At 72.3% G+C, this 21645-nt stretch carries 19 protein-coding genes and 2 tRNA genes; 8 read left to right on the top strand and 13 right to left on the bottom strand.

Features of this window, described 5'->3' with window-relative positions:
- Positions 1-26 precede the first annotated feature (26 nt).
- From ASD19_RS08910 to ASD19_RS08900, 3 genes are all read right to left on the bottom strand, one after another.
- Positions 27-1499 (bottom strand): APC family permease, encoded by a 1473-nt coding sequence (locus tag ASD19_RS08910; RefSeq protein WP_055991370.1) that lies wholly within the window; start codon positions 1497-1499, stop codon positions 27-29.
- Positions 1500-1630: 131 nt separating this feature from the next.
- Entirely contained in the window at positions 1631-2296 is a 666-nt protein-coding gene (locus ASD19_RS08905; protein WP_055991367.1) for an ATP-dependent Clp protease proteolytic subunit, read from the bottom strand.
- Positions 2297-2327: 31 nt separating this feature from the next.
- Positions 2328-2921, bottom strand: coding sequence for an ATP-dependent Clp protease proteolytic subunit (locus tag ASD19_RS08900; protein ID WP_055991364.1), 594 nt, complete (start codon positions 2919-2921; stop codon positions 2328-2330).
- 220 nt (positions 2922-3141) lie between these two features.
- Between ASD19_RS08900 and glgX the strand changes: the two genes are divergently transcribed.
- Genes glgX through treZ form a run of 3 tightly spaced genes read left to right on the top strand, consistent with a single transcriptional unit; the run spans position 3142 to position 9307 of the window.
- Positions 3142-5307: a glycogen debranching protein GlgX gene (gene glgX, locus ASD19_RS08895; protein WP_055991362.1), complete on the top strand. Its 2166-nt coding sequence runs from the start codon at positions 3142-3144 to the stop codon at positions 5305-5307.
- A complete protein-coding gene (treY, locus tag ASD19_RS08890) occupies positions 5304-7598 on the top strand; it encodes a malto-oligosyltrehalose synthase (RefSeq protein ID WP_055991359.1) in 2295 nt (764 codons plus the stop codon). Before glgX ends, treY begins: the two co-directional genes overlap by 4 nt.
- Positions 7595-9307 carry a malto-oligosyltrehalose trehalohydrolase gene (gene treZ / locus ASD19_RS08885; RefSeq protein WP_055991356.1) on the top strand — a complete coding sequence of 571 codons (1713 nt, stop codon included), beginning with the start codon at positions 7595-7597 and terminating at the stop codon, positions 9305-9307. Before treY ends, treZ begins: the two co-directional genes overlap by 4 nt.
- A 6-nt stretch (positions 9308-9313) precedes the next feature.
- On the opposite strand, the gene ASD19_RS08880 is transcribed toward treZ, so the two are convergent.
- From ASD19_RS08880 to ASD19_RS08865, 4 genes are all read right to left on the bottom strand, one after another.
- Positions 9314-9814 carry a tetratricopeptide repeat protein gene (locus ASD19_RS08880; protein ID WP_055991353.1) on the bottom strand — a complete coding sequence of 167 codons (501 nt, stop codon included), beginning with the start codon at positions 9812-9814 and terminating at the stop codon, positions 9314-9316.
- A gap of 72 nt (positions 9815-9886) precedes the next feature.
- Positions 9887-11449, bottom strand: coding sequence for a trigger factor (gene tig / locus ASD19_RS08875; protein ID WP_055991350.1), 1563 nt, complete (start codon positions 11447-11449; stop codon positions 9887-9889).
- A 74-nt stretch (positions 11450-11523) separates the two neighbouring features.
- Positions 11524-11597: transfer RNA gene (locus ASD19_RS08870), tRNA-Pro, on the bottom strand.
- Positions 11598-11678: 81 nt separating this feature from the next.
- A tRNA-Gly gene (locus ASD19_RS08865) sits at positions 11679-11749 on the bottom strand.
- Between the two features lie 194 nt (positions 11750-11943).
- On the opposite strand from ASD19_RS08865, the gene ASD19_RS14380 reads away from it, so the two are divergent.
- The 3 genes from ASD19_RS14380 to ASD19_RS14930 are packed head-to-tail and all read left to right on the top strand — an operon-like array spanning position 11944 to position 15033.
- Positions 11944-12114: a hypothetical protein gene (locus ASD19_RS14380; RefSeq protein WP_156377161.1), complete on the top strand. Its 171-nt coding sequence runs from the start codon at positions 11944-11946 to the stop codon at positions 12112-12114.
- 52 nt (positions 12115-12166) lie between these two features.
- Positions 12167-13537 carry an ATP-binding protein gene (locus ASD19_RS14820; RefSeq protein WP_162246658.1) on the top strand — a complete coding sequence of 457 codons (1371 nt, stop codon included), beginning with the start codon at positions 12167-12169 and terminating at the stop codon, positions 13535-13537.
- Positions 13456-15033 (top strand): LuxR C-terminal-related transcriptional regulator, encoded by a 1578-nt coding sequence (locus ASD19_RS14930; protein WP_156377160.1) that lies wholly within the window; start codon positions 13456-13458, stop codon positions 15031-15033. Before ASD19_RS14820 ends, ASD19_RS14930 begins: the two co-directional genes overlap by 82 nt.
- Before the next feature lie 6 nt (positions 15034-15039).
- On the opposite strand, the gene ASD19_RS08855 is transcribed toward ASD19_RS14930, so the two are convergent.
- On the bottom strand, positions 15040-15579 hold the full coding sequence (locus ASD19_RS08855) for a gamma carbonic anhydrase family protein (protein WP_055991344.1): 540 nt from the start codon (positions 15577-15579) through the stop codon (positions 15040-15042).
- Positions 15580-15689: 110 nt separating this feature from the next.
- Between ASD19_RS08855 and ASD19_RS08850 the strand changes: the two genes are divergently transcribed.
- Together ASD19_RS08850 and ASD19_RS08845 are read left to right on the top strand one after the other, a co-directional pair.
- On the top strand, positions 15690-15872 hold the full coding sequence (locus ASD19_RS08850; protein WP_055991341.1) for a DUF1918 domain-containing protein: 183 nt from the start codon (positions 15690-15692) through the stop codon (positions 15870-15872).
- Between the two features lie 183 nt (positions 15873-16055).
- Positions 16056-16541, top strand: a complete 486-nt coding sequence (locus ASD19_RS08845) for a Dps family protein (protein ID WP_055991338.1) — start codon at positions 16056-16058, stop codon at positions 16539-16541.
- A gap of 60 nt (positions 16542-16601) precedes the next feature.
- Here the strand turns inward: ASD19_RS08845 and ASD19_RS08840 are convergent, their stop codons facing one another.
- From ASD19_RS08840 to ASD19_RS08820, 5 genes are read right to left on the bottom strand one after another with little or no spacing between them, the layout of a single operon-like run.
- Positions 16602-18116: an amidohydrolase gene (locus ASD19_RS08840; protein ID WP_055991335.1), complete on the bottom strand. Its 1515-nt coding sequence runs from the start codon at positions 18114-18116 to the stop codon at positions 16602-16604.
- Positions 18113-18775, bottom strand: coding sequence for an FMN-binding negative transcriptional regulator (locus ASD19_RS08835; protein ID WP_055991332.1), 663 nt, complete (start codon positions 18773-18775; stop codon positions 18113-18115). The genes ASD19_RS08840 and ASD19_RS08835 overlap by 4 nt, the downstream gene beginning before the upstream one ends.
- A 22-nt stretch (positions 18776-18797) precedes the next feature.
- The gene (locus tag ASD19_RS08830) at positions 18798-19826 is read right to left on the bottom strand and encodes an Fpg/Nei family DNA glycosylase (RefSeq protein WP_055991329.1); all 1029 of its coding nucleotides are present in this window, start codon (positions 19824-19826) and stop codon (positions 18798-18800) included.
- Positions 19826-20314 carry a ribose-5-phosphate isomerase gene (locus tag ASD19_RS08825; protein ID WP_055991326.1) on the bottom strand — a complete coding sequence of 163 codons (489 nt, stop codon included), beginning with the start codon at positions 20312-20314 and terminating at the stop codon, positions 19826-19828. The genes ASD19_RS08830 and ASD19_RS08825 overlap by 1 nt, the downstream gene beginning before the upstream one ends.
- A 23-nt stretch (positions 20315-20337) precedes the next feature.
- On the bottom strand, positions 20338-21564 hold the full coding sequence (locus ASD19_RS08820; protein WP_134745492.1) for a ferrochelatase: 1227 nt from the start codon (positions 21562-21564) through the stop codon (positions 20338-20340).
- Between the last annotated feature and the right edge of the window lie 81 nt (positions 21565-21645).

Raw genomic sequence — 21645 nt, 5'->3', positions numbered from 1 at the left:
GTCACGGTCCGTCGCACGGACTCGGGTCAGCCCTTCGCCGAGCGCCCGCGGCGAGCGGCGATCTCCGCGATCAGGATCGCCTCGGTGTCGGGCCCGGCCTTGATGCCGCTCGGGAGCCGGAGCGCGAACACCACGCCGACGACCATCCAGACCGCGAAGATCAGGTACGACTGCCAGGCGAGCGTGATGCTGATGGGTGTGAGACCGGGGATGTAGAGCAGGAACAGCAGCACGCACAGCACGGTCGCCGCGACGCCCACGACCATCCCGGTCGTGCGCCCGCGCCCCACGCGGAACGGGCGCGACATCCCCGGGTCCTTGACGCGCAGCAGGCAGAACGACAGCGCGACGAGCGCGTACGCGAGCACGATCATCGGCGAGCCGCCGTCGACGGCCCAGCCCAGCACCGCGGTGCCGCCGAAGGGGGCGAGGACCGACAGCGCGCCGATGAAGAGCAGCGCGTTCGACGGCGTGCGGTACTTCGGGTGCACCTTCCCGAACCACTCCGGGATCATGCCCGAGACCGACATCGCCCACAGCAGGCGCGACGCTCCCAGCAGGAAGCCGATCCACGAGGTCAGGATGCCGGCCAGGCCCCCCGCGATCACGACCCGTCCCCAGAAGTCCGCGCCCAGCATGATGGCCAGCGCGTCGGCGGTCACGAGGTCGAACGAGGCCAGCTCGCTCGCCGGCATGGCCAGCGAGGTGACGTAGATCACCACGAGGTAGAACGCCACGGCCATCGCGACGGACAGGATGAGCACCCGTCCGATCCGTTTCGGCGGCAGGTCGATCTCCTCGGCCGCCTGCGGGATCACGTCGAAGCCGACGAACAGGAACGGCACGGCGCCGAGCACGATCGCGAACCCCGCGACGCCGCCGACGAAGTGCGGCTCGGTGTTGGCGACGTCGCCGCCCGCGAACCCTCCGAAGACCAGGAGCGCCGCGACCAGGAGGAGGAACGACACCACGAAGGTCTGCACGAGCGACGTGATCTTCACGCCGCGGATGTTGATCCACGTCACGACGACCGCGGCCACGACGCCGACGAGCGCCCACGGCAGCCCGACCTCGAAGCCCGCGACGGTGTACATCGGCATGAGCGAGGCGAGGCCCGGGAACAGGTAGTCGAACGTGCGCGGCGTCGCGACGGCCTCGAACAGGATGACCGTGATGTAGCCGCCCGTGATGGCCCACGACCCGAGCATCGACCAGCGCGGTCCCATGCCCCGCATGAGGTAGTTGTGCTCGCCGCCCGCGTGCGGCATGGCCGACACGAGCTCCGAGTACACCAGGCCGACGAGGACCATGATGGCCCCGCCGACGATGAACGCGAGCATGGCTCCCCACGTGCCCGCGGAGGTGAGCCAGCCGCTGGTCAGCGTGATCCAGCCGAAGCCGATCATGGCGCCGAAGCCGACGAACAGCGCGTCGACCGATCCCATCGCCTTCACGAACACGCCGTCGCGGCGCCCGCCCCTGGTCTGAACGCTCGTCATGCTCCCCCTTCGATCCGCTCCGTCGCGGCCCATGGTCCCGGGCCGGGGTTTCGAGGACGTTACCGCGGAGATACGACGACGCCCCGGATCCCACGCGGGATCCGGGGCGTCGGGCCGACGGAGGTCGGCGACTACTTGGCGATCGCCTGGCGCTTGCGGGTCGTGAGCACCTGGTCGACGAGGCCGTACTCGACCGCGTCGACCGCGCCGAGGATCTTGTCGCGGTCGATGTCCTTGTTGACCTGCTCGACCGAGCGGTTGGAGTGCTTCGACAGCGTCTCCTCGAGCCACGTGCGCATGCGCAGGATCTCGGCCGCCTGGATCTCGATGTCCGACGCCTGGCCGTGGCCGGCCTCGCCCACGGCGGGCTGGTGGATCAGGATGCGCGCGTTCGGCAGCGCCAGGCGCTTGCCGGGCGCGCCGGCCGCGAGCAGTACGGCCGCCGCGGAGGCCGCCTGTCCCAGGACCACGGTCTGGATCTGGGGCGAGATGTACTGCATCGTGTCGTAGATCGCCGTCATGGCCGTGAACGAGCCGCCGGGCGAGTTGATGTACATGATGATGTCGCGGTCCGGATCCTGGCTCTCCAGGACGAGCAGCTGCGCCATCACGTCGTCGGCCGACGCGTCGTCGACCTGCACGCCGAGGAAGATCACGCGGTCCTCGAACAGCTTGTTGTACGGGTCCTGACGCTTGTAGCCGTAGGCCGTGCGCTCCTCGAACTGGGGCAGGATGTAGCGGCTGCCGGGCATCTGCAGGCCCTGGGGCGACGTCTGGCCGGTGTAGGGGGTGTGCATCTTCGATACGTCCTTCTCTGTGGCTGCCGGCTCAGTTCGCCGCGCGGTCGGTGCCGCCGGCACCGGTGACGTCGACGGCGTGCTCGCGGATGTGGTCGACGAAGCCGTACGCGAGGGCCTCCTCGGCCGAGAACCAGCGGTCGCGGTCGCCGTCCTCGTTGATCTGCTCGACGGTCTTGCCGGTCTGTGCGGCCGTGATCTCGGCCAGGCGGCGCTTCATGTCGAGGATCAGCTGGGCCTGGGTCTGGATGTCGCTGGCCGTGCCGCCGAAGCCGCCGTGCGGCTGGTGCAGCAGCACGCGGGCGTTCGGGGTGATGTAGCGCTTGCCCTTGGTGCCGCTGGTGAGCAGGAGCTGACCCATCGAGGCGGCCATGCCGATGCCGACCGTGACGATGTCGTTCGGCACGAACTGCATGGTGTCGTAGATCGCCATGCCCGCAGTGATCGAGCCGCCGGGCGAGTTGATGTACAGGTAGATGTCCTTCTGCGAGTCCTCGGCGGCGAGCAGCAGGATCTTCGCGCAGATCTCGTTCGCGTTCTCGTCGCGCACCTCCGAGCCAAGCCAGATGATGCGGTCCTTCAGCAGCCGGTCGAAGACACTCTGTGCCATCAGCGGTTCGGGCATTCTCACTCCATTCAGTGGTGCGTCGATATGACCCTACCCGCGGGGTATCCGGGCCTCGCGCGTGTTCGCCGTGGGCATACGTTCGCGTCGCGGAGGCCCAGCGTGGGGCGCGCGGTACCGGGTCCGTGCTCAACCGGCAAGCCCTTTTCCCGGCGTCCGGGACCCCGCTAGCGTCGAGCCGAGACCCTCCTCAGGACCACAACCAGAACGGCAGGTGCGCATGGAAACGTGGCCCGGACGTCCCTATCCCCTCGGCGCGACCTATGACGGCGACGGCACGAACTTCGCCCTCTTCAGCGAGGTCGCCGAGAAGGTCGAGCTGTGCCTGTTCGACGACGCGGGCACGGAGACGCGCGTGCCCCTCATCGAGGTCGACGCCAACGTGTGGCACGCGTACCTGCCCGACGTGGCCCCCGGCCAGGAGTACGGCTACCGCGTGCACGGGCCCTTCGACCCCGCGAACGGCCTGCGCTGCGACCCGAGCAAGCTGCTGGTCGACCCCTACGCCAAGGCGATGTCCGGCTCGATCGACTGGGATCCCGCCCTGTTCGACCACACGTTCGACGACCCCGACGTGCGCAACCAGGACGACTCGGCCCCGCACACCATGCGGTCGGTCGTGATCAATCCGTACTTCGACTGGCGCGGCGACCGCCGCCCCGGCACGCCGTACGGCCGCACTCTCATCTACGAGGCGCACGTGAAGGGCCTCACGGAGCTGCACCCCGAGATCCCCGAGGAGCAGCGCGGCACATACGCAGGCGTCGCGCATCCCGCGGTCATCGCGCACCTGCAGCGCCTGGGCATCACCGCGATCGAGCTGATGCCCGTGCACCAGTTCGTGCACGACTCGGTGCTGCTGGAGAGGGGGCTGCGCAACTACTGGGGCTACAACACGCTCGGGTTCCTCGCGCCCCACGGCGAGTACTCGTCCAGCGGAGACAAGGGCGAGCAGGTGCAGGAGTTCAAGGCCATGGTGCGCGCGCTGCACGCGGCCGGCATCGAGGTCATCCTGGACGTGGTCTACAACCACACCGCGGAGGGCAACCACCTGGGGCCGACCCTGTCGTTCAAGGGCATCGACAACGCCGCGTACTACCGCCTCGTGGAGGACGACAAGCAGTACTACATGGACTACACGGGCACGGGGAACACCCTCAACGTCCGCAACCCGCACTCGCTGCAGCTCATCATGGACTCGCTGCGCTACTGGGTGACCGAGATGCACGTCGACGGGTTCCGCTTCGACCTGGCCGCGACGCTCGCGCGGGAGTTCTACGAGGTCGACCGGCTCTCCAGCTTCTTCGACCTGGTGCAGCAGGATCCGGTGGTGTCGCAGGTCAAGCTGATCGCGGAGCCGTGGGACGTCGGCCCCGGCGGCTACCAGGTCGGCAACTTCCCGCCGCAGTGGACCGAGTGGAACGGCAAGTACCGCGACACGGTCCGGGACTTCTGGCGCGGCGAGCCGGCGACCCTGGGCGAGTTCGCGTCGCGCTTCACGGGCTCCGCGGACCTGTACGAGGCCAATGCGCGCCGCCCGATCGCGTCCATCAACTTCGTCACGGCGCACGACGGCTTCACGCTGCGCGACCTCGTGTCCTACAACGAGAAGCACAACGACGCGAACGGCGAGGGCGGCAAGGACGGCGAGTCGCACAACCGCTCGTACAACCTCGGCGTCGAGGGACCGACGGACGATCCGGAGATCCTCGAGCTCCGCGCCCGCCAGCAGCGCAACATGATCGCGACCCTGCTGCTGTCGCAGGGCGTGCCGATGCTGCTCCACGGCGACGAGCTCGGCCGGACGCAGGAGGGCAACAACAACGGCTACGCGCAGGACACGCCGCTCAGCTGGATCCACTGGGACGAGGCCGACGAGCCGCTCATCGAGTTCACGGCCCACGTCGCCCGACTGCGCCGGGAGCACCCCGCATTCCGCCGCTGGGGCTACTTCGACGGGCGCGTCGTGTGGCGCGGCGAGGGCGGCCCGGTGCCGGACATCGCGTGGCTCCGCCCCGACGGCACGGCCATGGACGACAGCGACTGGCAGACGAGCTACGCGCGCTCGCTGGGCGTGTTCCTCAACGGCCAGGGCATCCACGAGCGCGGCTCGCGCGGCGAGCGGATCACGGACCGGCACTTCCTGATCTGCTTCAACGCGCACTCCGAGCCCGTGGACTTCACGCTGCCGGCCGCCGAGTACTGCGCGTCCTGGGAGATCGTGCTCAACACCGCGAACGGACCGGATCCGTCGCAGCGCGAGGCCGGCAGCGCCCTGCCGGTCGAGGCGCGCTCCGTGGTGGTGCTGCAGGAGTGGCGCGACCCCGAGGCGGCGACCGACTACTCCCCCGCCGCGTCGGTGCGCCACATGCGGGGCAAGGCATGAGCCGCCGCGTCCCCCGCGCCACCTACCGGCTCCAGATCCGCGAGGAGTTCCCGCTCGACGCCGCCGCGGAGATCGTCGGATACCTGGCGGATCTCGGGATCGACACCGTGTACCTCTCTCCGCTCCTGGCCAGCGAGCCGGGATCGAACCACGGCTACGACGTCGTCGACCACTCGAAGGTCGATCCGGCGCGCGGCGGCGCCGAGGGGCTGGCCCGCTTCGCGCAGGCGGCCCGCGACGCGGGCCTCGGCGTGCTCGCCGACGTCGTGCCGAACCACGTCGGCGTCGCGACGCCGCACCTCAATCCCTGGTGGTGGGACGTGCTGACGCACGGCCGCGGCTCGCGCTACGCCGACGCGTTCGACATCGACTGGGACGCGGGCGGCGGGCGCATCCGGATCCCGGTGCTGGGCGAGGACGACCCGCCCCTGCGGGTCGAGGACGGCACGCTGCGGTACTGGGATCACCGCTTCCCGCTCGCGCCGGGCACGGGCGACGACGGCGCCCCGCCCGCCGAGGTGCACGCGCGCCAGCACTACGAGCTCGTGCACTGGAGGCGCGGCGACTCCGAGCTGAACTACCGGCGCTTCTTCGCCGTCTCGACGCTCGCGGCGGTGCGGGTCGAGGTGCCGTGGGTGTTCGACGAGTCGCACGCCGAGATCCTGCGCTGGGTGCGCGAGGGGCTCGTGGACGGGCTGCGCATCGACCACCCGGACGGGCTCACGGATCCGGGCGGCTACCTCGAGCGGCTGGCCGAGGCGACGGACGGTGCGTACGTGCTGGTCGAGAAGATCCTCGAGCCCGGCGAGGAGCTGCCCGCCCACTGGGCGACGGCGGGCACCACGGGATACGACGCGCTCGGCGACGTCGACCGCGTGCTGGTCGACCCCGCCGGCCGGGGCGCGCTGGACGAGCTGGAGGTCGAATCGCGCGGCGGCGCCGTCGACTGGGCCGCCATGGTGCACGACGGCAAGCGCGCGATCGCCGACCGGCTGCTCCACGCCGAGGTGCGCCGGCTCGCCCGGCTGGTCCCGGATGGGCCGGATGCCGAGGACGCGCTCGCCGAGCTGCTCGCGTGCTTCCCGGTGTACCGCTCCTACCTGCCAGCCGGGATCGAGCACCTGCACGAGGCCGCGCACGCGGCGCGCGGGCGCCGCCCCGACCTCGCCGCCGCGATCGACCGCCTGCTGCCGGCGCTGTCGGATCCGGCGCACGCCGCGGCGATCCGGTTCCAGCAGACGTCCGGCGCCGTGATGGCCAAGGGCGTCGAGGACACCGCGTTCTACCGGTACGGGCGGCTCGCGTCGTTGAACGAGGTGGGCGGCCACCCGTCCGAGTTCGCGATCGACGTCGCGGAGTTCCACCGCCGCCAGCGCGTCCGGCAGGCCTCCTGGCCGCTGTCCATGACGACCCTGTCGACGCACGACACCAAGCGCGGCGAAGACACCCGCGCGCGGATCGACGCGCTGGCCGAGGTGCCCGGGCTCTGGGCCAGCACCCTGCGCACGCTGCGCGGCCGGGCGCCGCTCGGCGACGGGCCGTTGGAGGCGCTGCTGTGGGCCTCGATCCTCGGGGCGTGGCCGCTGTCCCGGGAGCGCGCGCACGCGTACGCCGAGAAGGCCGCCCGCGAGGCCGGCACGGGGACGACGTGGACGGAGCCCGACGAGGAGTTCGAGACGCGGCTGCACGCGCTCGTCGACGCGGCGTTCGACGACGACGTCGCCCGCACCGCGCTCGAGGAGTGCGTCGCGTTCGTGCAGGCGGCGGGATGGTCGAACTCCGTCTCGGCGAAGCTCCTCCAGCTGACGGCGCCGGGCGTCCCGGACGTCTACCAGGGCTCGGAGCTGTGGAACCGGTCGCTCGTCGACCCCGACAACCGGCTGCCCGTCGACTACGACGCGCGGCGCGCCATCCTGGAGGGGATCGGCTCGGGCGAGGTGCCCGAGCTGGACGAGACCGGAGCCGCCAAGCTCCTGGTCACGACCCGCGCCCTCCACGCGCGTCGCGACCGACCCGAGCTGTTCACCCGTTACGCGGGGCTGGAGGTCGTCGGTGCGGCCACGGACCACGCGATCGCGTTCGACCGGGGCGGGGCGGTCACCGTCGCGACGCGGCTCCCGATCGGCCTGGAGCGCCGCGGGGGCTGGGGCGCCACGGTCGTGCTCGTGCCGCCCGGCCGCTACACCGAGACGATCACCGGGGAGAGCGTGCAGGGCGGGGCCGTCGGCCTGGCGGGCCTGCTGGCGCGATACCCCGTGGCCCTGCTGCTGCGTGAGGAGGACGCGTCGTGAGCTTCGAGCTGTGGGCGCCGCGCCCGGCGTCCGTCCGCCTGCTCCTGGACGGCGCCGAGCACGCCATGCGCCGGGACCCCGACGGCTGGTGGCGCGCGGACGTCAAGCAGCGGCCGGGGCAGGACTACGGCTTCCTGCTCGACGACGATCCGACCCCGCTGCCCGATCCCCGCTCGCTGCGGCAGCCGCGGGGCGTGCACGACCTGAGCCGGGTGCACGACCTCGGCGGCTTCGCGTGGACGGACGACCGCTGGACCGGCCGGCAGCTGGCCGGTTCGCTCATCTACGAGATGCATCTCGGCACCTTCACCCCCGAGGGCACGCTCGACGCCGCCATCGGCCGCCTGCCGCACCTGGTCGACCTCGGGGTCGACTTCGTCGAGCTGCTGCCGGTGAACTCCTTCAACGGCGACTGGAACTGGGGCTACGACGGGGTGCTCTGGTACGCGGTCGACGAGACCTACGGCGGCCCCGACGCCTATCGGCGGTTCGTCGACGCGTGCCACGCGGCGGGCCTGGCGGTCATCCAGGACGTCGTCTACAACCACCTCGGGCCCAGCGGCAACTACCTGCCGCGGTACGCGCCGTACCTGCGCGAGGACAGCGCCAACACGTGGGGCTCGTCGGTCGACCTGTCCCGCCGCGAGGTGCGCGACTACATCGTGGACAACGCGCTCATGTGGCTCCGGGACATGCACGTCGACGGCCTGCGACTGGACGCCGTGCACGCCCTGGTGGACGACTCCCCCACGCATCTGCTGCAGGAGATGGCCGAGCGGGTCGATGCGCTGAGCGCCCACCTGCGGCGCCCGCTCACGCTGATCGCCGAATCGGACATGAACGACCCGAAGCTGATCATGCCGCGCGAGGCGGGCGGGTACGGCCTGCACGCGCAGTGGAGCGACGACTACCACCACGCCGTGCACGTCGCGCTCACGGGCGAGACGGCCGGCTACTACGCCGACTTCGAGCCGATCGAGGCGCTGGCCAAGGCCGCCACGCGCGGGTTCTTCCACGACGGCACCTGGTCGTCGTTCCGGGAGCGCCGGCACGGCCACCCGATCCCGCCCGAGACCCCGACCTGGCGACTGGTCGCGTACGCGCAGGACCACGACCAGATCGGCAACCGAGCCACCGGGGACCGGCTCTCGCAGACGCTGGACGACGACGCGCTCGCGATCGCCGCGATGCTCACGCTGGCCGGGCCGTTCACGCCCATGGTCTTCATGGGCGAGGAGTGGGCGGCATCCACGCCGTGGCAGTTCTTCACGGCGCATCCGGAGCCTGACCTCGGTGCCGCCACGGCCAAGGGCCGCATCGCGGAGTTCGCACGGATGGGCTGGGACCCCGAGGTGGTCCCCGACCCGCAGGATCCGGAGACGTTCCGGCGATCCAAGCTCGACTGGGCCGAGCCGTACCCGGAGGAGGCCGGCGACTCGCGGCACACGCGGCTGCTGGCCGTGCACCGTGAGCTCGCCGCCCTGCGTCGCCGGGAGCCGGACCTCACCGACCCGCGGTTCTCCCGCCTGAGCGCCGAGTGGAGCGAGGATCCGCGGTGGATCCGCCTGCGCCGCGGCGCGCTCGAGATCGTCGTGAACCTCGCCGACGCGCCGCTGGAGATCGGCGAGCCGCGTGAGGTGCTGTTCGCGACGCGTCCGCTCGAGGCGGGCTCCGTGCCGCCGCGGTCCGGCGCGATCATCCGCGCCTGAGCAGCCTCAGGGCTCGCGGACCTCGACGAGCTCGGCCGCGTAGGCGGTGACCGAGCGCGAGTAGCGCCCGAGGTGCGGAGCGAGCGCCGTCAGCGCGACGGACGCCGCCCGCACGGGATCGCCGCTCGAGACGAGGGCGAGGGCCGTGAACGCGGCGAGCTCGTCGCGCAGCGCGCCTCCGCGCTCCGACTCGGCGTGCAACAATGCGAGGCTCTCGTCCACGCGGCCCAGGTTGCGCAGCGTGCTCGCCAGCTGGATGGTCGCCTGCGTCCGCCGGGAATCGTCCAGCCCCGCCTCGATCGCGCGCCGGTACAGCGGCTCCGCCTCGGTCTCGAGGCCCGCGCTGTCGCGCGCGCCGGCGCGCTCGAACAGCGCGACCGCGTCATCCGGGCCCCGTTCGGCGGCCAGTGCGTCGATGCGCGCCACGCGATCCTCATCCGTCAGCGCGGGATCCGCCCAGACCGCGTCGATCCGCCGCTGCCAGTCGTCGAAGCCGTGAGCGGTCATGGTCCTCCTCGGGGTGCGGAAAGGGGGACGGATGCCACGGCATCCGTCCCCCTCGCGGGCGTCAGTCGCGGATCACTCCGCGGCCTCGACCTCGACCTTCTTCTTGCGCGTGGTCTTCTTGGGGGCCTCGGCCTCCTCGGCCGGGGCCTCCTCGGCGGCGGCCTTCTTGGCCGGAGCCTTCTTGGCGGGCGCCTTCTTGGCCGGAGCCTTCTCGGCCGGAGCCTTCTCGGCCGGAGCCTCGTCGGCGTCCGCGGACTCCTCGGCCGCGGCCTTCTTCGCGGGCGCCTTCTTGGCGGGGGCCTTCTTCGCCGCGGGCTTCTCGGCGGCGGCCTCCTCGGCGGCGGCCGCCTCGTCCTCGTCCGTCGCGGCGAAGCCCGACAGGTCCACGGCCTTGCCGTTGGTGTCGACGACCTCGACCTTGCCCAGGACGATCGCGAGCGCCTTGTTGCGGGCCACGTCGCCGATGACCGCCTGCAGCTGGTTGCCCTGCTGGAGCGCCTCGATGAACTGCTGCGGCGCCATGCCGTACTGGCCCGACATCTGGATCAGGTACTGCGTGAACTCGTCCTGCGAGACCTGCACCTCGAGCTTCTCGGCGAGGGCGTCGAGCAGCATCTGCGTGCGGAACTGCTTCTCGCTGGCCTCCGCGACCTCGGCGCGGTGCGCGTCGTCCTCGAGGCGGTTCTCCTGCTCGAGGTGGTTGTGCACCTCGTCCTCGATGAGCTGCGCGGGGACCGGGATCTCCACCTTCTCGAGGAGGGTCTCGACGAGCTTGTCGCGCGCCGCCGAGCCCTGCGAGAACGCGCCACGCGACTCGACCTGCTCGCGCAGGCTGTCGCGCAGCTCGGCGATCGTGTCGAACTCGCTCGCCATCTGGGCGAAGTCATCGTCGGCCTCGGGCAGCTCGCGCTCCTTGACGGCCTTGACCGTCACGGCCACCTCGGCCTCCTCGCCGGCGTGGTCGCCGCCGACGAGCGTCGAGCGGAACGTGGTGTCCTCGCCCGCGGTGAGCGACTCGATGGCCTCGTCGATGCCCTGGAGCAGCTCACCCGAGCCCACCTCGTACGAGACGCCCTCGGCGCGGTCGATCTCGTTGCCGTCGATCGTGGCGACCAGGTCCAGCTCGACGAAGTCGCCCTTGGCGGCCGGGCGGTCGACCGGGATGAGCGTGCCGAAGCGGGCGCGCAGGCGGTCGAGCTCCTCGTCGAGCGCCGACTCGTCGACCTCGGTCGCGTCGACCGTGATGGTGAGGTCCTCGTAGTCGGGCAGGTCGAACTCGGGGCGCACGTCGACCTCGACGTCGACGACCAGGTCGCCCGAGAAGTCCTTCTCGCTCGGCCACTCGACGATGTCGGCCGACGGGCGGCCGAGCATCTTCAGCTCGTGCTCGGCGACGGCGGCGCGGAAGAACCCGTCGAGGCCCTCGTTGACGGCGTGCTCGATGACGGCGCCGCGGCCGATGCGCTGGTCGATGATCGGAGCCGGAACCTTGCCCTTGCGGAAGCCGGGGACCTGCACGTCGCGGGCGATGTGCTCGTAGGCGTGCTGGATGCTCGGCTTGAGCTCCTCGGGGCTGACCGTGATGTGCAGCTTCACCCGCGTCGGGCTGAGCTTCTCGACGGTGCTGTTGACCATAAGGTTTCGTTCTCCTCGTTGCGGTGCCCGCGCGCAGGCCGCGCGTCGGGCTCATAGGTCTGGGTGGCCGTATGTCGGGGCGACAGGATTTGAACCTGCGGCCTCCCGCTCCCAAAGCGGGCGCTCTACCAAGCTGAGCTACGCCCCGGGGATCCCCCGCTGGGAACACGAAACGGCCCCGTGAAGTCTAGCCGACGAAGTCGGCGGGTCTTCACGGGGCCGCGTGCGGAGGGGATGACGGGAATCGAACCCGCGTAGCCAGTTTGGAAGACTGGGGCTCTACCATTGAGCTACATCCCCGGGGCTGCCGGGCAGCGCGTTCGAGTCTAGCCGATTCCGCGCACCACCCCCGACGCTCCCGCCTTATGCGGGCGACCGGGCCCCGGAGCACGAGAGATACGGCATCCTCCCGATGTCCCCGCCCCACCTCAGAGACGAGCGTGGACCCATCGGCCGCCGACAGTGCGGCCCCACCACAGGGGATGGAGCGGGAGATGCACATCGATCCGATGATCGGGATCATCCGGTACGAGGAGGACGTCCGCGCCGCCGAGCTCCGGATCGCGCGCCTGCGCGCGCTCGAGGAGCGGCGGGAGGACCGTCCGGCTTCCGGCGCGCGGCCCCGGCGGGCGCTCCACCGGCTGCTGCCGCGGCTCGGTGCCTGATCTCGTCGCCGCGGCCGGCGCCGATGTCGGCGGCCGGTGCGACCATGAAGAGGTGAGACCGCACACAGTCGATCTCGTCGCGCGCGACACCGAGCTCGCGGAGCTGGCGGCCGCCCTCTCGGAGGTCGCCGCGGGCGAGCCGCGCACGGTCGTCGTGGGCGGCGAGGCCGGCATCGGCAAGACCCGCCTCGTGACCGAGTTCCTCGAGCGCCACGCCCGCGAGGCGCGCGTGCTCGTGGGGCGTTGCGTCGACCTCGGCGGCGCCGGCGAGGCCTACACCTCGATCGCGGGTGCGCTTCGGCCGCTCGCGATCGAGCACGGCGACGAGCTGCGCGCGGTCGTCGGAGCGGGCGGTCATCGTGCACTGCAGGGCCTGTTCCCGCAACTCGGCGACGCGGGCGCCCCGGCCGCGCCGGGCGGACTGCACGAGGCGATCGCGCTGCTGCTCGAGGCCGCGGCCGCGGATGCGCCGGTCGTGCTCGTGATCGAGGACCTGCACTGGGTCGATCCGGCGAGCCTCGCCGTGCTGCGCTTCCTCACCCGTGCACTCACGGACGCCCGCGTCCTGCTGCTGGTCTCCTTCCGCTCCGACGAGATCGGCCGCGGGCACGTCGCGCGGCCCTTCCTCGCCGAACTCGCCCGCGACCGGCGCGCGAGGCGCGTCGAGCTGGCGCGGCTGGACCGCCGCGGCACACGGCTCCTCATGCAGGCCCTGACGGGCGCCCCGCCCGCCGAGGCCGAGGTCGACGCGCTCCTCGAGCGCACCGACGGGGTCCCCTTCTACATCGAGGAGCTGGTCGACCTCGACGGGTGCCGCGACGGCGCGCCCCAGCTCCCGGAGGGCCTTCGCGAGCTCCTGCTCGTGCGCTACGAGCGCCTGTCCGAAGAGGCCCAGCGGATCGCGCGCCACCTCGCCGTCGGGGGCGTCGAGGTGGACCACGACCTCCTGGCCGCCGTGCTCCGAGCGGAGCCCGACGACATCGAACCCGCGATCCGCGAGGCGGTGGCGTCCGGCGTGATCCTCGCGACCGAGACCGGCTACTGCTTCCGGCACGCCCTCGTGCGGGAGGCGATCCTCGACGACGTCCTGCCCGGCGAGCGGGAGCGCTGCACGAGCGCTACGCGCTCGAGTACGAGGCCTGCGCCGGTCGCGGGCGGCCGGTCGCCGCGTCCGTCGCCCACCACTGGTCCGGCGCCCGCGACGCGCGCCGCGCGTTCCCCGCCTGGCTGCGCGCGATGCGCGAGGCGCGCACCGCGATGGGCTACGCGTCGGCGGCGCAGCACGCCGAGCGCGCGCTCTCGCTGTGGGACGTGGTCGACGATCCGGAGGCGACCGGCGGCATGTCCCGCCTCGAGCTCATGGGGCGCACGGCGACGTATCTGCGCAACGCCGGCGACGTGGAGCGTTCGCTCGCGGTGCTGAGGTCCGCTCTCGCGGAATGCCCGCCGGGCACGCTGGATCACGCGCGGCTGCTGAACAACCAGGGTCGCGGTCTCGCGCAGATCGCGAGGCCCGGGGCCGTCGAGGCGTATCGCGCGGCGCTCGCGACGCTCGACGGGCTGGCCTCGCAGCCCGGCATCGAGACCATGCGCGCGGACGTCATGATCTCGCTCGCCGGCCGGCTGATGCTGAACGGCGACGACGAGGATGCGCTCACCCTCGCGACCGAGGGCGCGGCGCTCGCGCATGCGGCGGGAGCACGGCGGCTCGAGTCCGTGGGCGTCAACATCGCCGCGCTGTGCCACGGTCATCTGGGGCGCGTACAGGAGTCGATCACGGGTCTGGAGCGGGCGCGCGAGCTCGCGGGCGAGGACGGCACGGCGCTGCTGCGGTACTGGGTCAACGCGTCCGATCTCGCGTTCCACCTGGGCGAGTTCCCGCGGGCGCTGGACATCGCGCGCGAGGGGATGGTCGCCGCGCGCAGGCTCGGCGCGGACCGCACATCGGGCATGGTGCTCGCCTCGAACGCGGTGGACCCGCTCATGGCGCTCGGCCGCTGGGACGAGGCAGCGGAGCTGCTGGACCGGTCCCTTCAGGTCGCCCCGCCGTCGACCTCGCGCTCGTATCTGGCACGCGGGAAGGCCTGGCTGCAGCTGTGGCGGGGCGACGCCGAGGGCGCGCACGAGACCCTGCAGCGGTCGCTCGCGATGTTCGCGTCCACGGGAGCCTTCGAGCTGCAGTCGAGGCTGACCGTGAGCCACGTGTCGGCCGAGGTCGCGCTCGCGACCGACGACGTGGCCGCGGCCTGGCGCCACGCGCAGGCGCTGCTCGCCGCGGATCCCGAGCGCCTTCATCCGGGGCACGTGCCGCCCTTCGGCTGGAGCGTCGCCCGGGTCATCGCGCGCGCGGGCGAGGGCACGGTCGACGCCGATGCGGCGGATGGTGCCCCGGCCGCCCTGCGGGCGATCCTCGACCGGTTCGCGTGGTGGCCCACCCACGCGGCCTGGCGCCCTCTCATCGAGGCCGAGCTCGCTCAGACGGCCGCAGCCTGGGACGCCGCCGCGACGGCGGCCGCGGACGAGCGGCTGCCCGTCCTCGTGCGCCCGTACAGCCGGCTGCGGCTCGCCCAGGCGCGCTTCGCCGACGCCGACCGTGCCGCGGCGCGCGAGACGCTCCAGCACGCCGTCGACGAGGCCGAGGCGCTCGGCGTGCTGGCGGTGCGCGACGCGGCCCTCGGCTTCGGACGCTCCAGCGGCCTGCTCCGCGACGGCTCACGCACTCCCGCCGACGGCCTCACCGAGCGCGAGCGTCAGGTGCTGGAGCTCGTGTCCGCCGGGCTGAGCAACCGTCAGATCGGCGAGCGGCTGTTCATCAGCGGCAAGACCGCGAGCGTCCACGTGTCGGCGATCCTGCGCAAGCTGGGCGCGTCGAACCGGGCCGAGGCCGCGCATCTCGCGCACGACCTCGTCGCGGGCTGAGACCGCTCAGCTCCCCCTCAGCGCCGAGCCGTGCCGCTCGGCGTGGGCGACGTAGCGCTCCGCGTTGGCGCGCAGGGACGAGACCTCCTCGTCCGTGAGCTCCCGGCGCACCCTCGCAGGCACGCCCGCGACCAGGGACCGCGGCGGGATCTCCGTGCCCTCGAGCACCACCGCGCCCGCCGCGACCAGGCTTCCGGCGCCGATCACCGCGCCCGAGAGCACGACGCTGCCCATGCCGATGAGCGAGCCGTCGCCGATCGTGCAGCCGTGGACGACCGCGTTGTGCCCGACCGACACATGCTCGCCGATCTCCACCGGATTCGCGGCATCCACGTGCACCGAGACGTTGTCCTGCAGGTTGCTCCCGGCCCCGATCGTGATCGACTCCACGTCCCCGCGCACCACGGCGTTGTACCAGACGCTCGCCCGGTCGCCCAGCGCGACCGCGCCGACGATGCGCGCCCCGTCCGCCACGAACGCGTCGGGGTGCAGGGCGGGCACGTCGTCGTCGAGCGGGAGGATCGAGGCGAGCGTCGAGACCGGCATGAGGCCGATGCTAGGCCCTCGTGCGCCCGAGCGCCTCCGGGCCCTTGCCTGGACCGGCCCTTCGGAGCATCGTGGAGACAGGCCCATTCGAAGATGACGGGAGGTCGCACATGGGCGCGAAGAGCGGAGATCGACTGGTGGTCGAGGGCCACACCGCCGAGCAGCACCGCCGTGAGGCCGTGGTGCTCGAGGTGCGCGGCGCCGACGGGGAGCCGCCGTACCTGGTGCGGTGGGCGGACGGACACGAGGGCCTGGTGTTCCCCGGCCCGGATGCGCACATCGTCCCCGCCTGAGCGAGGCGGGGCATCCATCCGGGGGCGGCAAGCGCGACGTGCGCCCACCCGAGGTATGGATAGCCTTGCTTTCCCCCGGTGAAGCGGTAATTAGCCCAGCCTTCACTTGCTTGCGGAATGCCGTGGCGTGAGTAGCGTTGGAGCTACGTAGAAGGCACCTGAGCCATCAACCGGAGGAACGTCATGAGCAAGAACCAGACCATCTCGACCACTGCCGCCGACCCGACCGTCGCCGCGGGCGCCTCGCAGTTCCTCTCCCCCGTCGTCCTCGGCCTGCAGGCCCTGACGGTCAACGGCAAGCAGGCGCACTGGCACGTGCGCGGCGCGAACTTCATCGGCGTGCACGAGTTCCTCGACACCCTCGTCGAGCACGCCGGCGCCTGGGCGGACGAGGCCGCGGAGCGGATCGTCGCGCTCGGCCTCCCGATCGACGCACGACTCGAGGCCGTCGCCCAGAAGGGCGCGGGCACGGCGGTGTCCGCCGGCTTCGCGCAGTCGGGCGACGTCATCCGCGCGGTCGTCGCGGACATCGACAAGGTGATCGCCGACCTCCAGGCCGCCATCGACGGCCTGGACGAGATCGACCTCACCAGCCAGGACATCGCGATCGGCATCAAGGCGGGCCTCGAGAAGGACCGCTGGTTCCTCGTCGCCCACATCGCCGAGTAAGCCGCCTCCACGACGAAGGCCCCGGACGCGTCCGGGGCCTTCGTCGTGTGCTCGCCGCCCTCAGGCGAGGTGGGTGAGGCGCCCCGCGATCATCGTGGCGTGCACCGGGATGGTCCTCAGGTCCGGCTCCGAAGCCGTCAGCGGGTCGTGGGCGACGACCGCGAGATCCGCAAGAGCGCCCGGCTCGATGCGCGCGCCCGCCAGCGAGCCGCCGTATGTCGAGCCGGCCAGGGCCGTCGCCGGATCGAGACGCTCCTCCGGGCGCCACGGCGCCCGGCCGTCACGGGTCCGAAACACCGCGGCCGCCATCGACGCCCACGGGTCGAGCGGCGCGACCGGCGCGTCCGAGCCCAGCAGCAGGTTCGCGCCCGCATCGCGCAGGGACCGCATCGGATACGCCAAGGCGGTCTGCCCCGGCCACAGCTCGTCGGCGAGGTCGCGGTCGTCGACTGCGTGGGCCGGCTGGATGCTCGCGCCCACGTCGAGACGCGCGAACCGCGCCAGGTCGGCATGGCGCACGAGCTGCGCATGCTCGATCCGGCCGACGGCCCCCGTCGCGCCGAAGGCGTCGAGCGCGCGCGTGTTGGCGACATCCCCGATCGCGTGGATCGCGCATCCGATCCCGGCCGCGGTCGCGGCGGTCATGAGCTCCACGAGCTCGTCGTCTCCGACCGTGAGCACGCCGTGGTTGGCGGGGTCGTCGGCATAGCCGTGCGAGCACGCCGCCGTGCGCGTGCCGAGCGACCCGTCCGTGATGACCTTCAGAGGGCCGACCCGCACCAGCTCGGACGCGTCGAGGGGATCCCCGGAACGCAGGCCCAGGGAGACCGCGCGGTCGAGGTGCTGCGGGTAGATGCCGAAGTCGACGCGCAGCGCGTCGAACCCGCCGGCCAGCCGGCGACGCCACGGGTCCTCGTTCCACGTCATGTCGAGGTCTACGAGCCCGACCAGGCCGCGCCCGGCCGCCGCCTGCGCCGCGCGCGCCACGGCCGCGTCCCCGTCGGCGACCGGCACGTCGTTCAGCACCCGGGCGATCGCGAACGCCGCCTCCTCGCGCACGACGCCCACGCCGTCCGACGCGATCCCCTCGCGCCGCAGCGCGGCCGAGTTCATCCACACCGAGTGCAGGTCGAGGTTGAGCAGGTAGGTCGGCACGTCGCCCGTGACGGCGTCGAGCGCCGCGGTCGACGGCGGCTCGGGCCACAGCGCGTCGCGCATCTCGACCGCGATCCGGCGCCCGTCGGAGCGCACCGGCGCGGCTGCCGCGAGCCGCGCGGCCTCGGCGGGCGACGCGGCGTCCTTCACCGAGACCCGCTCGAGGCCGAGCGCCCACTGCAGCACGTGCACGTGGTGGTCCCACAGCCCCGGGATCAGCCACGCGCCGTCCGCGTCGAGCACCGTGCCGCGCCGGGGCAGGGCGCCCGCGGGCGCGATGTCGGCGATGATCCCGTGGGCGAGGTGCACGTCGTACCGGGCGCCGGGATCGATCGCCGCGAGGGGAAGCAGCTCGCGGCCCTCGCCTGCGATCCGGACATCCGAGATCACGTCCACGCGGGCGCCACGCGCCGCCGTCATCGGGCTTCCTCCTCGGCGCGGGCCCTCGCGGCCGCGCGCGCGTCCTGGCTCCGGCGCATCTCCTCGGCCAGCGCAGGGTTGCGGAACGGGCCGTCGCCCGCCAGCTCGCCGATGATCGTCTCCACGACCTCGTCGGGCCGGTTCTGGCTGAGCTTGCGCTTGGCGGTCACGCGCGTCGGCGTCAGGCGGAAGCCGACGGTGCCGCGCTCGAGCCGCTCGACGAAGTCGCGGTCGTTCGGACGCTCCCACATCAGCCGCGGGTCGTCGCGGCGTGACTCGAAACGAGCGACGAGCCGGTCGAGCACCGCGAGGTTCTCCTCGGTGCTCAGGATCTCGGGGACGCCGGCGAGATGCGCCGAGACGAAGTTCCATGTGGGGACCGCCGGGCCGTCGCCGTACCAGCCGGGCGAGATGTAGCCGTGCGGCCCCTGGACGACCACGAGCAGCTCCCGCTCCCCGAGCCCGTGGATCGCATCGTCGGGCCGGCCGACGTGCCCCACGATCGTGAGGTCGTCGCGCGCGTCGTCCAGGAGCACGGCGTAGTGGGAGGCCACGAGGCCCTCATCCGTGTCGCTGACGAGCGTCACCCACGGGTTCCGGTCGATCAGCCGTCTCAGCTCGCCCACATCGGTGAACGCGAAGCTCGGGTTCTGGCGCATGCGACCGATCGTACGGCGGCGCTCAGCGCTGGCAGCGCGGGCACCAGTACAGCTTGCGGGCCTGCATCTCCTCGAGCACGATCTCGGTGCCGCACACCCGGCACGGCAGCCCCGCGCGGTGGTACACCCAGTGGCGGTCGTCGCGGTGGGCCATGGCGCGCCGCCAGGCGTCCCCCTCGAGGCCGTCCATCGTCATCATCTGCCCGGTCTCGACGCCGATCCGCAGCAGGCCCGCCCAGTCGCGCCACAGCCCGCGCACGACCTCCTCGGGGATCGCCCTGCCCGGGGTGTGCGGATCGAGGTTCGCGCGGAAGAGCATCTCGGCCCGGTACACGTTCCCGATGCCGCTGACGACGGCCTGGTCCATGAGCAGCTGACCGATCGCGACGTTCCGCCGCCGCACGGCGCGCACGAACCGCTCCTCGTTCTCGACCGGGTCGCCCACGAGCGGATCCGGTCCGAGGCGCGCGATCACGGCGTCGACCTGCTCCGGGGTCTCGACCACGCACGCGGTCGGCCCGCGCAGATCGGCGCACGTGACGTCGGTCATCAGGCGGAGCCGGACCTGGCCCACGACGGGCGGCGGCCACTCGGCGTCGGGCGCCTCGAGGCCGTCGGCCTCGTCGAGCCCCTTCGTCTGCTCCGACATCCGCACGTGCACGCGGGTGCGGCGAGGGGCGCCGATCGACGCGAGCGAGTTCTCCCCCGCGTCGTCGAAGACGGGCGCGTCGTCGGGTGCGGCGAGGTCCGTGCCGCGCTGGTTGGTCTGGCCCATCCGGCCGTTGGCCGCCGCGATCGTCGGGTCGACGAGGATCTCGCCCGCGAAGTCCCACGCCCCGTAGAGCCCGAGGTGCACGCGCAGCCAGACGTCGCCGTCGAACTCGAGGAACATCTGCTTGCCGACCGCGCGCGCCTGCGTCGGCACGCGCCCGTCGAGCTCGGCCGCGCCCGCGGCGAAGCGTCCCTGCGGGCTGGATGCCGTGACGGGCCGGCCGACGAAATTGCGTGCGAACTGCCGCGCGATGCGATGGACGGAATGGCCCTCGGGCATCAGGCCGCGCGCGGGTCGGGCTCGAGCGTCCCGTCCGTCTCGTACGCGGCGATCTGCGCGATGCGGCGCACGTGACGCTCGTCGTTCGAGAACGGCGTCTCGATGAAGCGGTCGATGAAGCGCACCACGTCGTCGAACGAGTGCTGCCGCGCGCCGATCGCGATCACGTTGGCGTCGTTGTGCTCGCGGGCGAGCTCGGCCGTCGCGATGCTCCACACGAGCGCCGCGCGCACTCCCGCGACTTTGTTCGCGGCGATCTGCTCGCCGTTCCCGGAGCCGCCGAACACGATGCCGAGCGCGGGGACGCCCGCCGCTTGGTCGCTCACGACCGCCTGGGCCGCGCGGATGCAGAACGCCGGGTAGTCGTCGACCGGGTCGTACTCGATCGGCCCGTGGTCGACGACCTCGTGCCCCTGGGAGGCGAGGTGGTGCTGCAGCTGGGTCGAGAACTCGAGGCCGGCGTGGTCGGTCGCGATGTGGATGCGCATGGGGACGATCCTATTGACTCGAATCAGGGCAGGATGCCCGCGGCCGCGGGCTTGAATCCGGCGCGGACGTTCTCACAGCAGCCTGGACGGCAGACGTCGAACCACGGCCCCAGCGCGGTCCGGTGCGGGCGCTCGGAGACGGGTGTGCCCCGCAGACGCTCCTCCACGAGGTCGACCAGCCCTGACACGTATGCGGGGTCGACCCCGGGCGTCGGCGTCCGCACCGCGCGGATGCCCGCATCCGCCGCGGACTGCATCGCCTCGTTGTCCAGGTCCCACATGACCTCCATGTGATCGCTCACGAACCCCAGCGGCACGATGGCCACGGCTTCGGCTCCCGCGTCAGGCAGCTCGGCGATCACGTCGTTGATGTCCGGCTCGAGCCACGGCTGCGAGGCGGGGCCGGAGCGGGACTGGTAGACGAGCTTCCACGGCACGTCGGCGGCCTCCGGCAGACGCTGCGCGATGTCGGCCATGACCGCCTCCGCGACGGCCAAGTGCTGGGCAGCGTAGGCGCCGCCCTCGCCCCAGTCGACGTCGCGCGGGCCGGAACGCTCCGCGTCCTGCATCGGCACGCTGTGGGTCGAGAACAGCACGGTGATGCGCTCGGGGGCCACGCCGTCGGCGAGGAACCCACGCACGGCCGCCTCGACGCCGTCGACGAACGGCTGAACGAATCCCGGGTGATCGAAGAACTGACGGACCTTGTCGATCGTGACGCGATCGCCCAGTCCCGTCTCGGTCAGGACGCGCGCGAAGTCCTCGCGGTACTGGCGGCAGCTCGAGAACGAGCTGTAGGCGCTGGTGGCGATCGCCAGGAGGCGGCGATCGCCCGCGGCGTCCGCGGCCGTCACGGCCTCGTCGAGGAACGGCGCCCAGTTCCGGTTGCCCCAGTACACCGGGAGGTCGAGCCCGCGACGCGCGATCTCGGCCTCGAGGGCCGCCTTCAACGCTCGGTTCTGCGCGTTGATCGGGCTGACCCCGCCGAAATGACGGTAGTGCGTGGCGACGACCTCGAGCCGCTCGTCCGGGATGCCGCGGCCCCGCGTGACGTTGCGCAGGAACGGGATGACGTCGTCCTGCCCCTCCGGGCCGCCGAAGCTGGCGAGGAGGATCGCGTCGTACGCGACCGGCGTCTCGATGAACGGCTCCCCCGACGATGCAGCCGCCGAGGCGAACAGCGGGCCTCGCTGCTCGAGGGTCGCTGCGGTGGTCTGGGTCTCGTCGCGCTGCTCGTTCACGTGCTCCATTTTCTCACCTTTGTAGAAGTCCGGGGACGCGGCGCATCCGGCTTCCGTGAGCGCAGGGGCCCGACGACGTAGGCTTGACCA

Source organism: Microbacterium sp. Root53 (assembly GCF_001426925.1).
GTDB lineage: Bacteria > Actinomycetota > Actinomycetes > Actinomycetales > Microbacteriaceae > Microbacterium.
The sequence above is the reverse complement of the archived record's forward strand: the minus strand, read 5'-3'. Positions and strand labels throughout refer to the sequence as shown.

Bases quoted from the DNA above. Each gene is read 5' to 3' on its own strand.
- ASD19_RS08910 (WP_055991370.1), bottom strand. From the start codon at position 1,499: ATGACGAGCGTTCAGACCAGGGGCGGGCGCCGCGACGGCGTGTTCGTG.
- ASD19_RS08905 (WP_055991367.1), bottom strand. From the start codon at position 2,296: ATGCACACCCCCTACACCGGCCAGACGTCGCCCCAGGGCCTGCAGATG.
- ASD19_RS08900 (WP_055991364.1), bottom strand. From the start codon at position 2,921: ATGCCCGAACCGCTGATGGCACAGAGTGTCTTCGACCGGCTGCTGAAG.
- glgX (WP_055991362.1), top strand. From the start codon at position 3,142: ATGGAAACGTGGCCCGGACGTCCCTATCCCCTCGGCGCGACCTATGAC.
- treY (WP_055991359.1), top strand. From the start codon at position 5,304: ATGAGCCGCCGCGTCCCCCGCGCCACCTACCGGCTCCAGATCCGCGAG.
- ASD19_RS08880 (WP_055991353.1), bottom strand. From the start codon at position 9,814: ATGACCGCTCACGGCTTCGACGACTGGCAGCGGCGGATCGACGCGGTC.
- tig (WP_055991350.1), bottom strand. From the start codon at position 11,449: ATGGTCAACAGCACCGTCGAGAAGCTCAGCCCGACGCGGGTGAAGCTG.
- ASD19_RS14380 (WP_156377161.1), top strand. From the start codon at position 11,944: ATGCACATCGATCCGATGATCGGGATCATCCGGTACGAGGAGGACGTC.
- ASD19_RS14930 (WP_156377160.1), top strand. From the start codon at position 13,456: ATGTCCCGCCTCGAGCTCATGGGGCGCACGGCGACGTATCTGCGCAAC.
- ASD19_RS08855 (WP_055991344.1), bottom strand. From the start codon at position 15,579: ATGCCGGTCTCGACGCTCGCCTCGATCCTCCCGCTCGACGACGACGTG.
- ASD19_RS08850 (WP_055991341.1), top strand. From the start codon at position 15,690: ATGGGCGCGAAGAGCGGAGATCGACTGGTGGTCGAGGGCCACACCGCC.
- ASD19_RS08845 (WP_055991338.1), top strand. From the start codon at position 16,056: ATGAGCAAGAACCAGACCATCTCGACCACTGCCGCCGACCCGACCGTC.
- ASD19_RS08840 (WP_055991335.1), bottom strand. From the start codon at position 18,116: ATGACGGCGGCGCGTGGCGCCCGCGTGGACGTGATCTCGGATGTCCGG.
- ASD19_RS08835 (WP_055991332.1), bottom strand. From the start codon at position 18,775: ATGCGCCAGAACCCGAGCTTCGCGTTCACCGATGTGGGCGAGCTGAGA.
- ASD19_RS08830 (WP_055991329.1), bottom strand. From the start codon at position 19,826: ATGCCCGAGGGCCATTCCGTCCATCGCATCGCGCGGCAGTTCGCACGC.
- ASD19_RS08825 (WP_055991326.1), bottom strand. From the start codon at position 20,314: ATGCGCATCCACATCGCGACCGACCACGCCGGCCTCGAGTTCTCGACC.
- ASD19_RS08820 (WP_134745492.1), bottom strand. From the start codon at position 21,564: ATGGAGCACGTGAACGAGCAGCGCGACGAGACCCAGACCACCGCAGCG.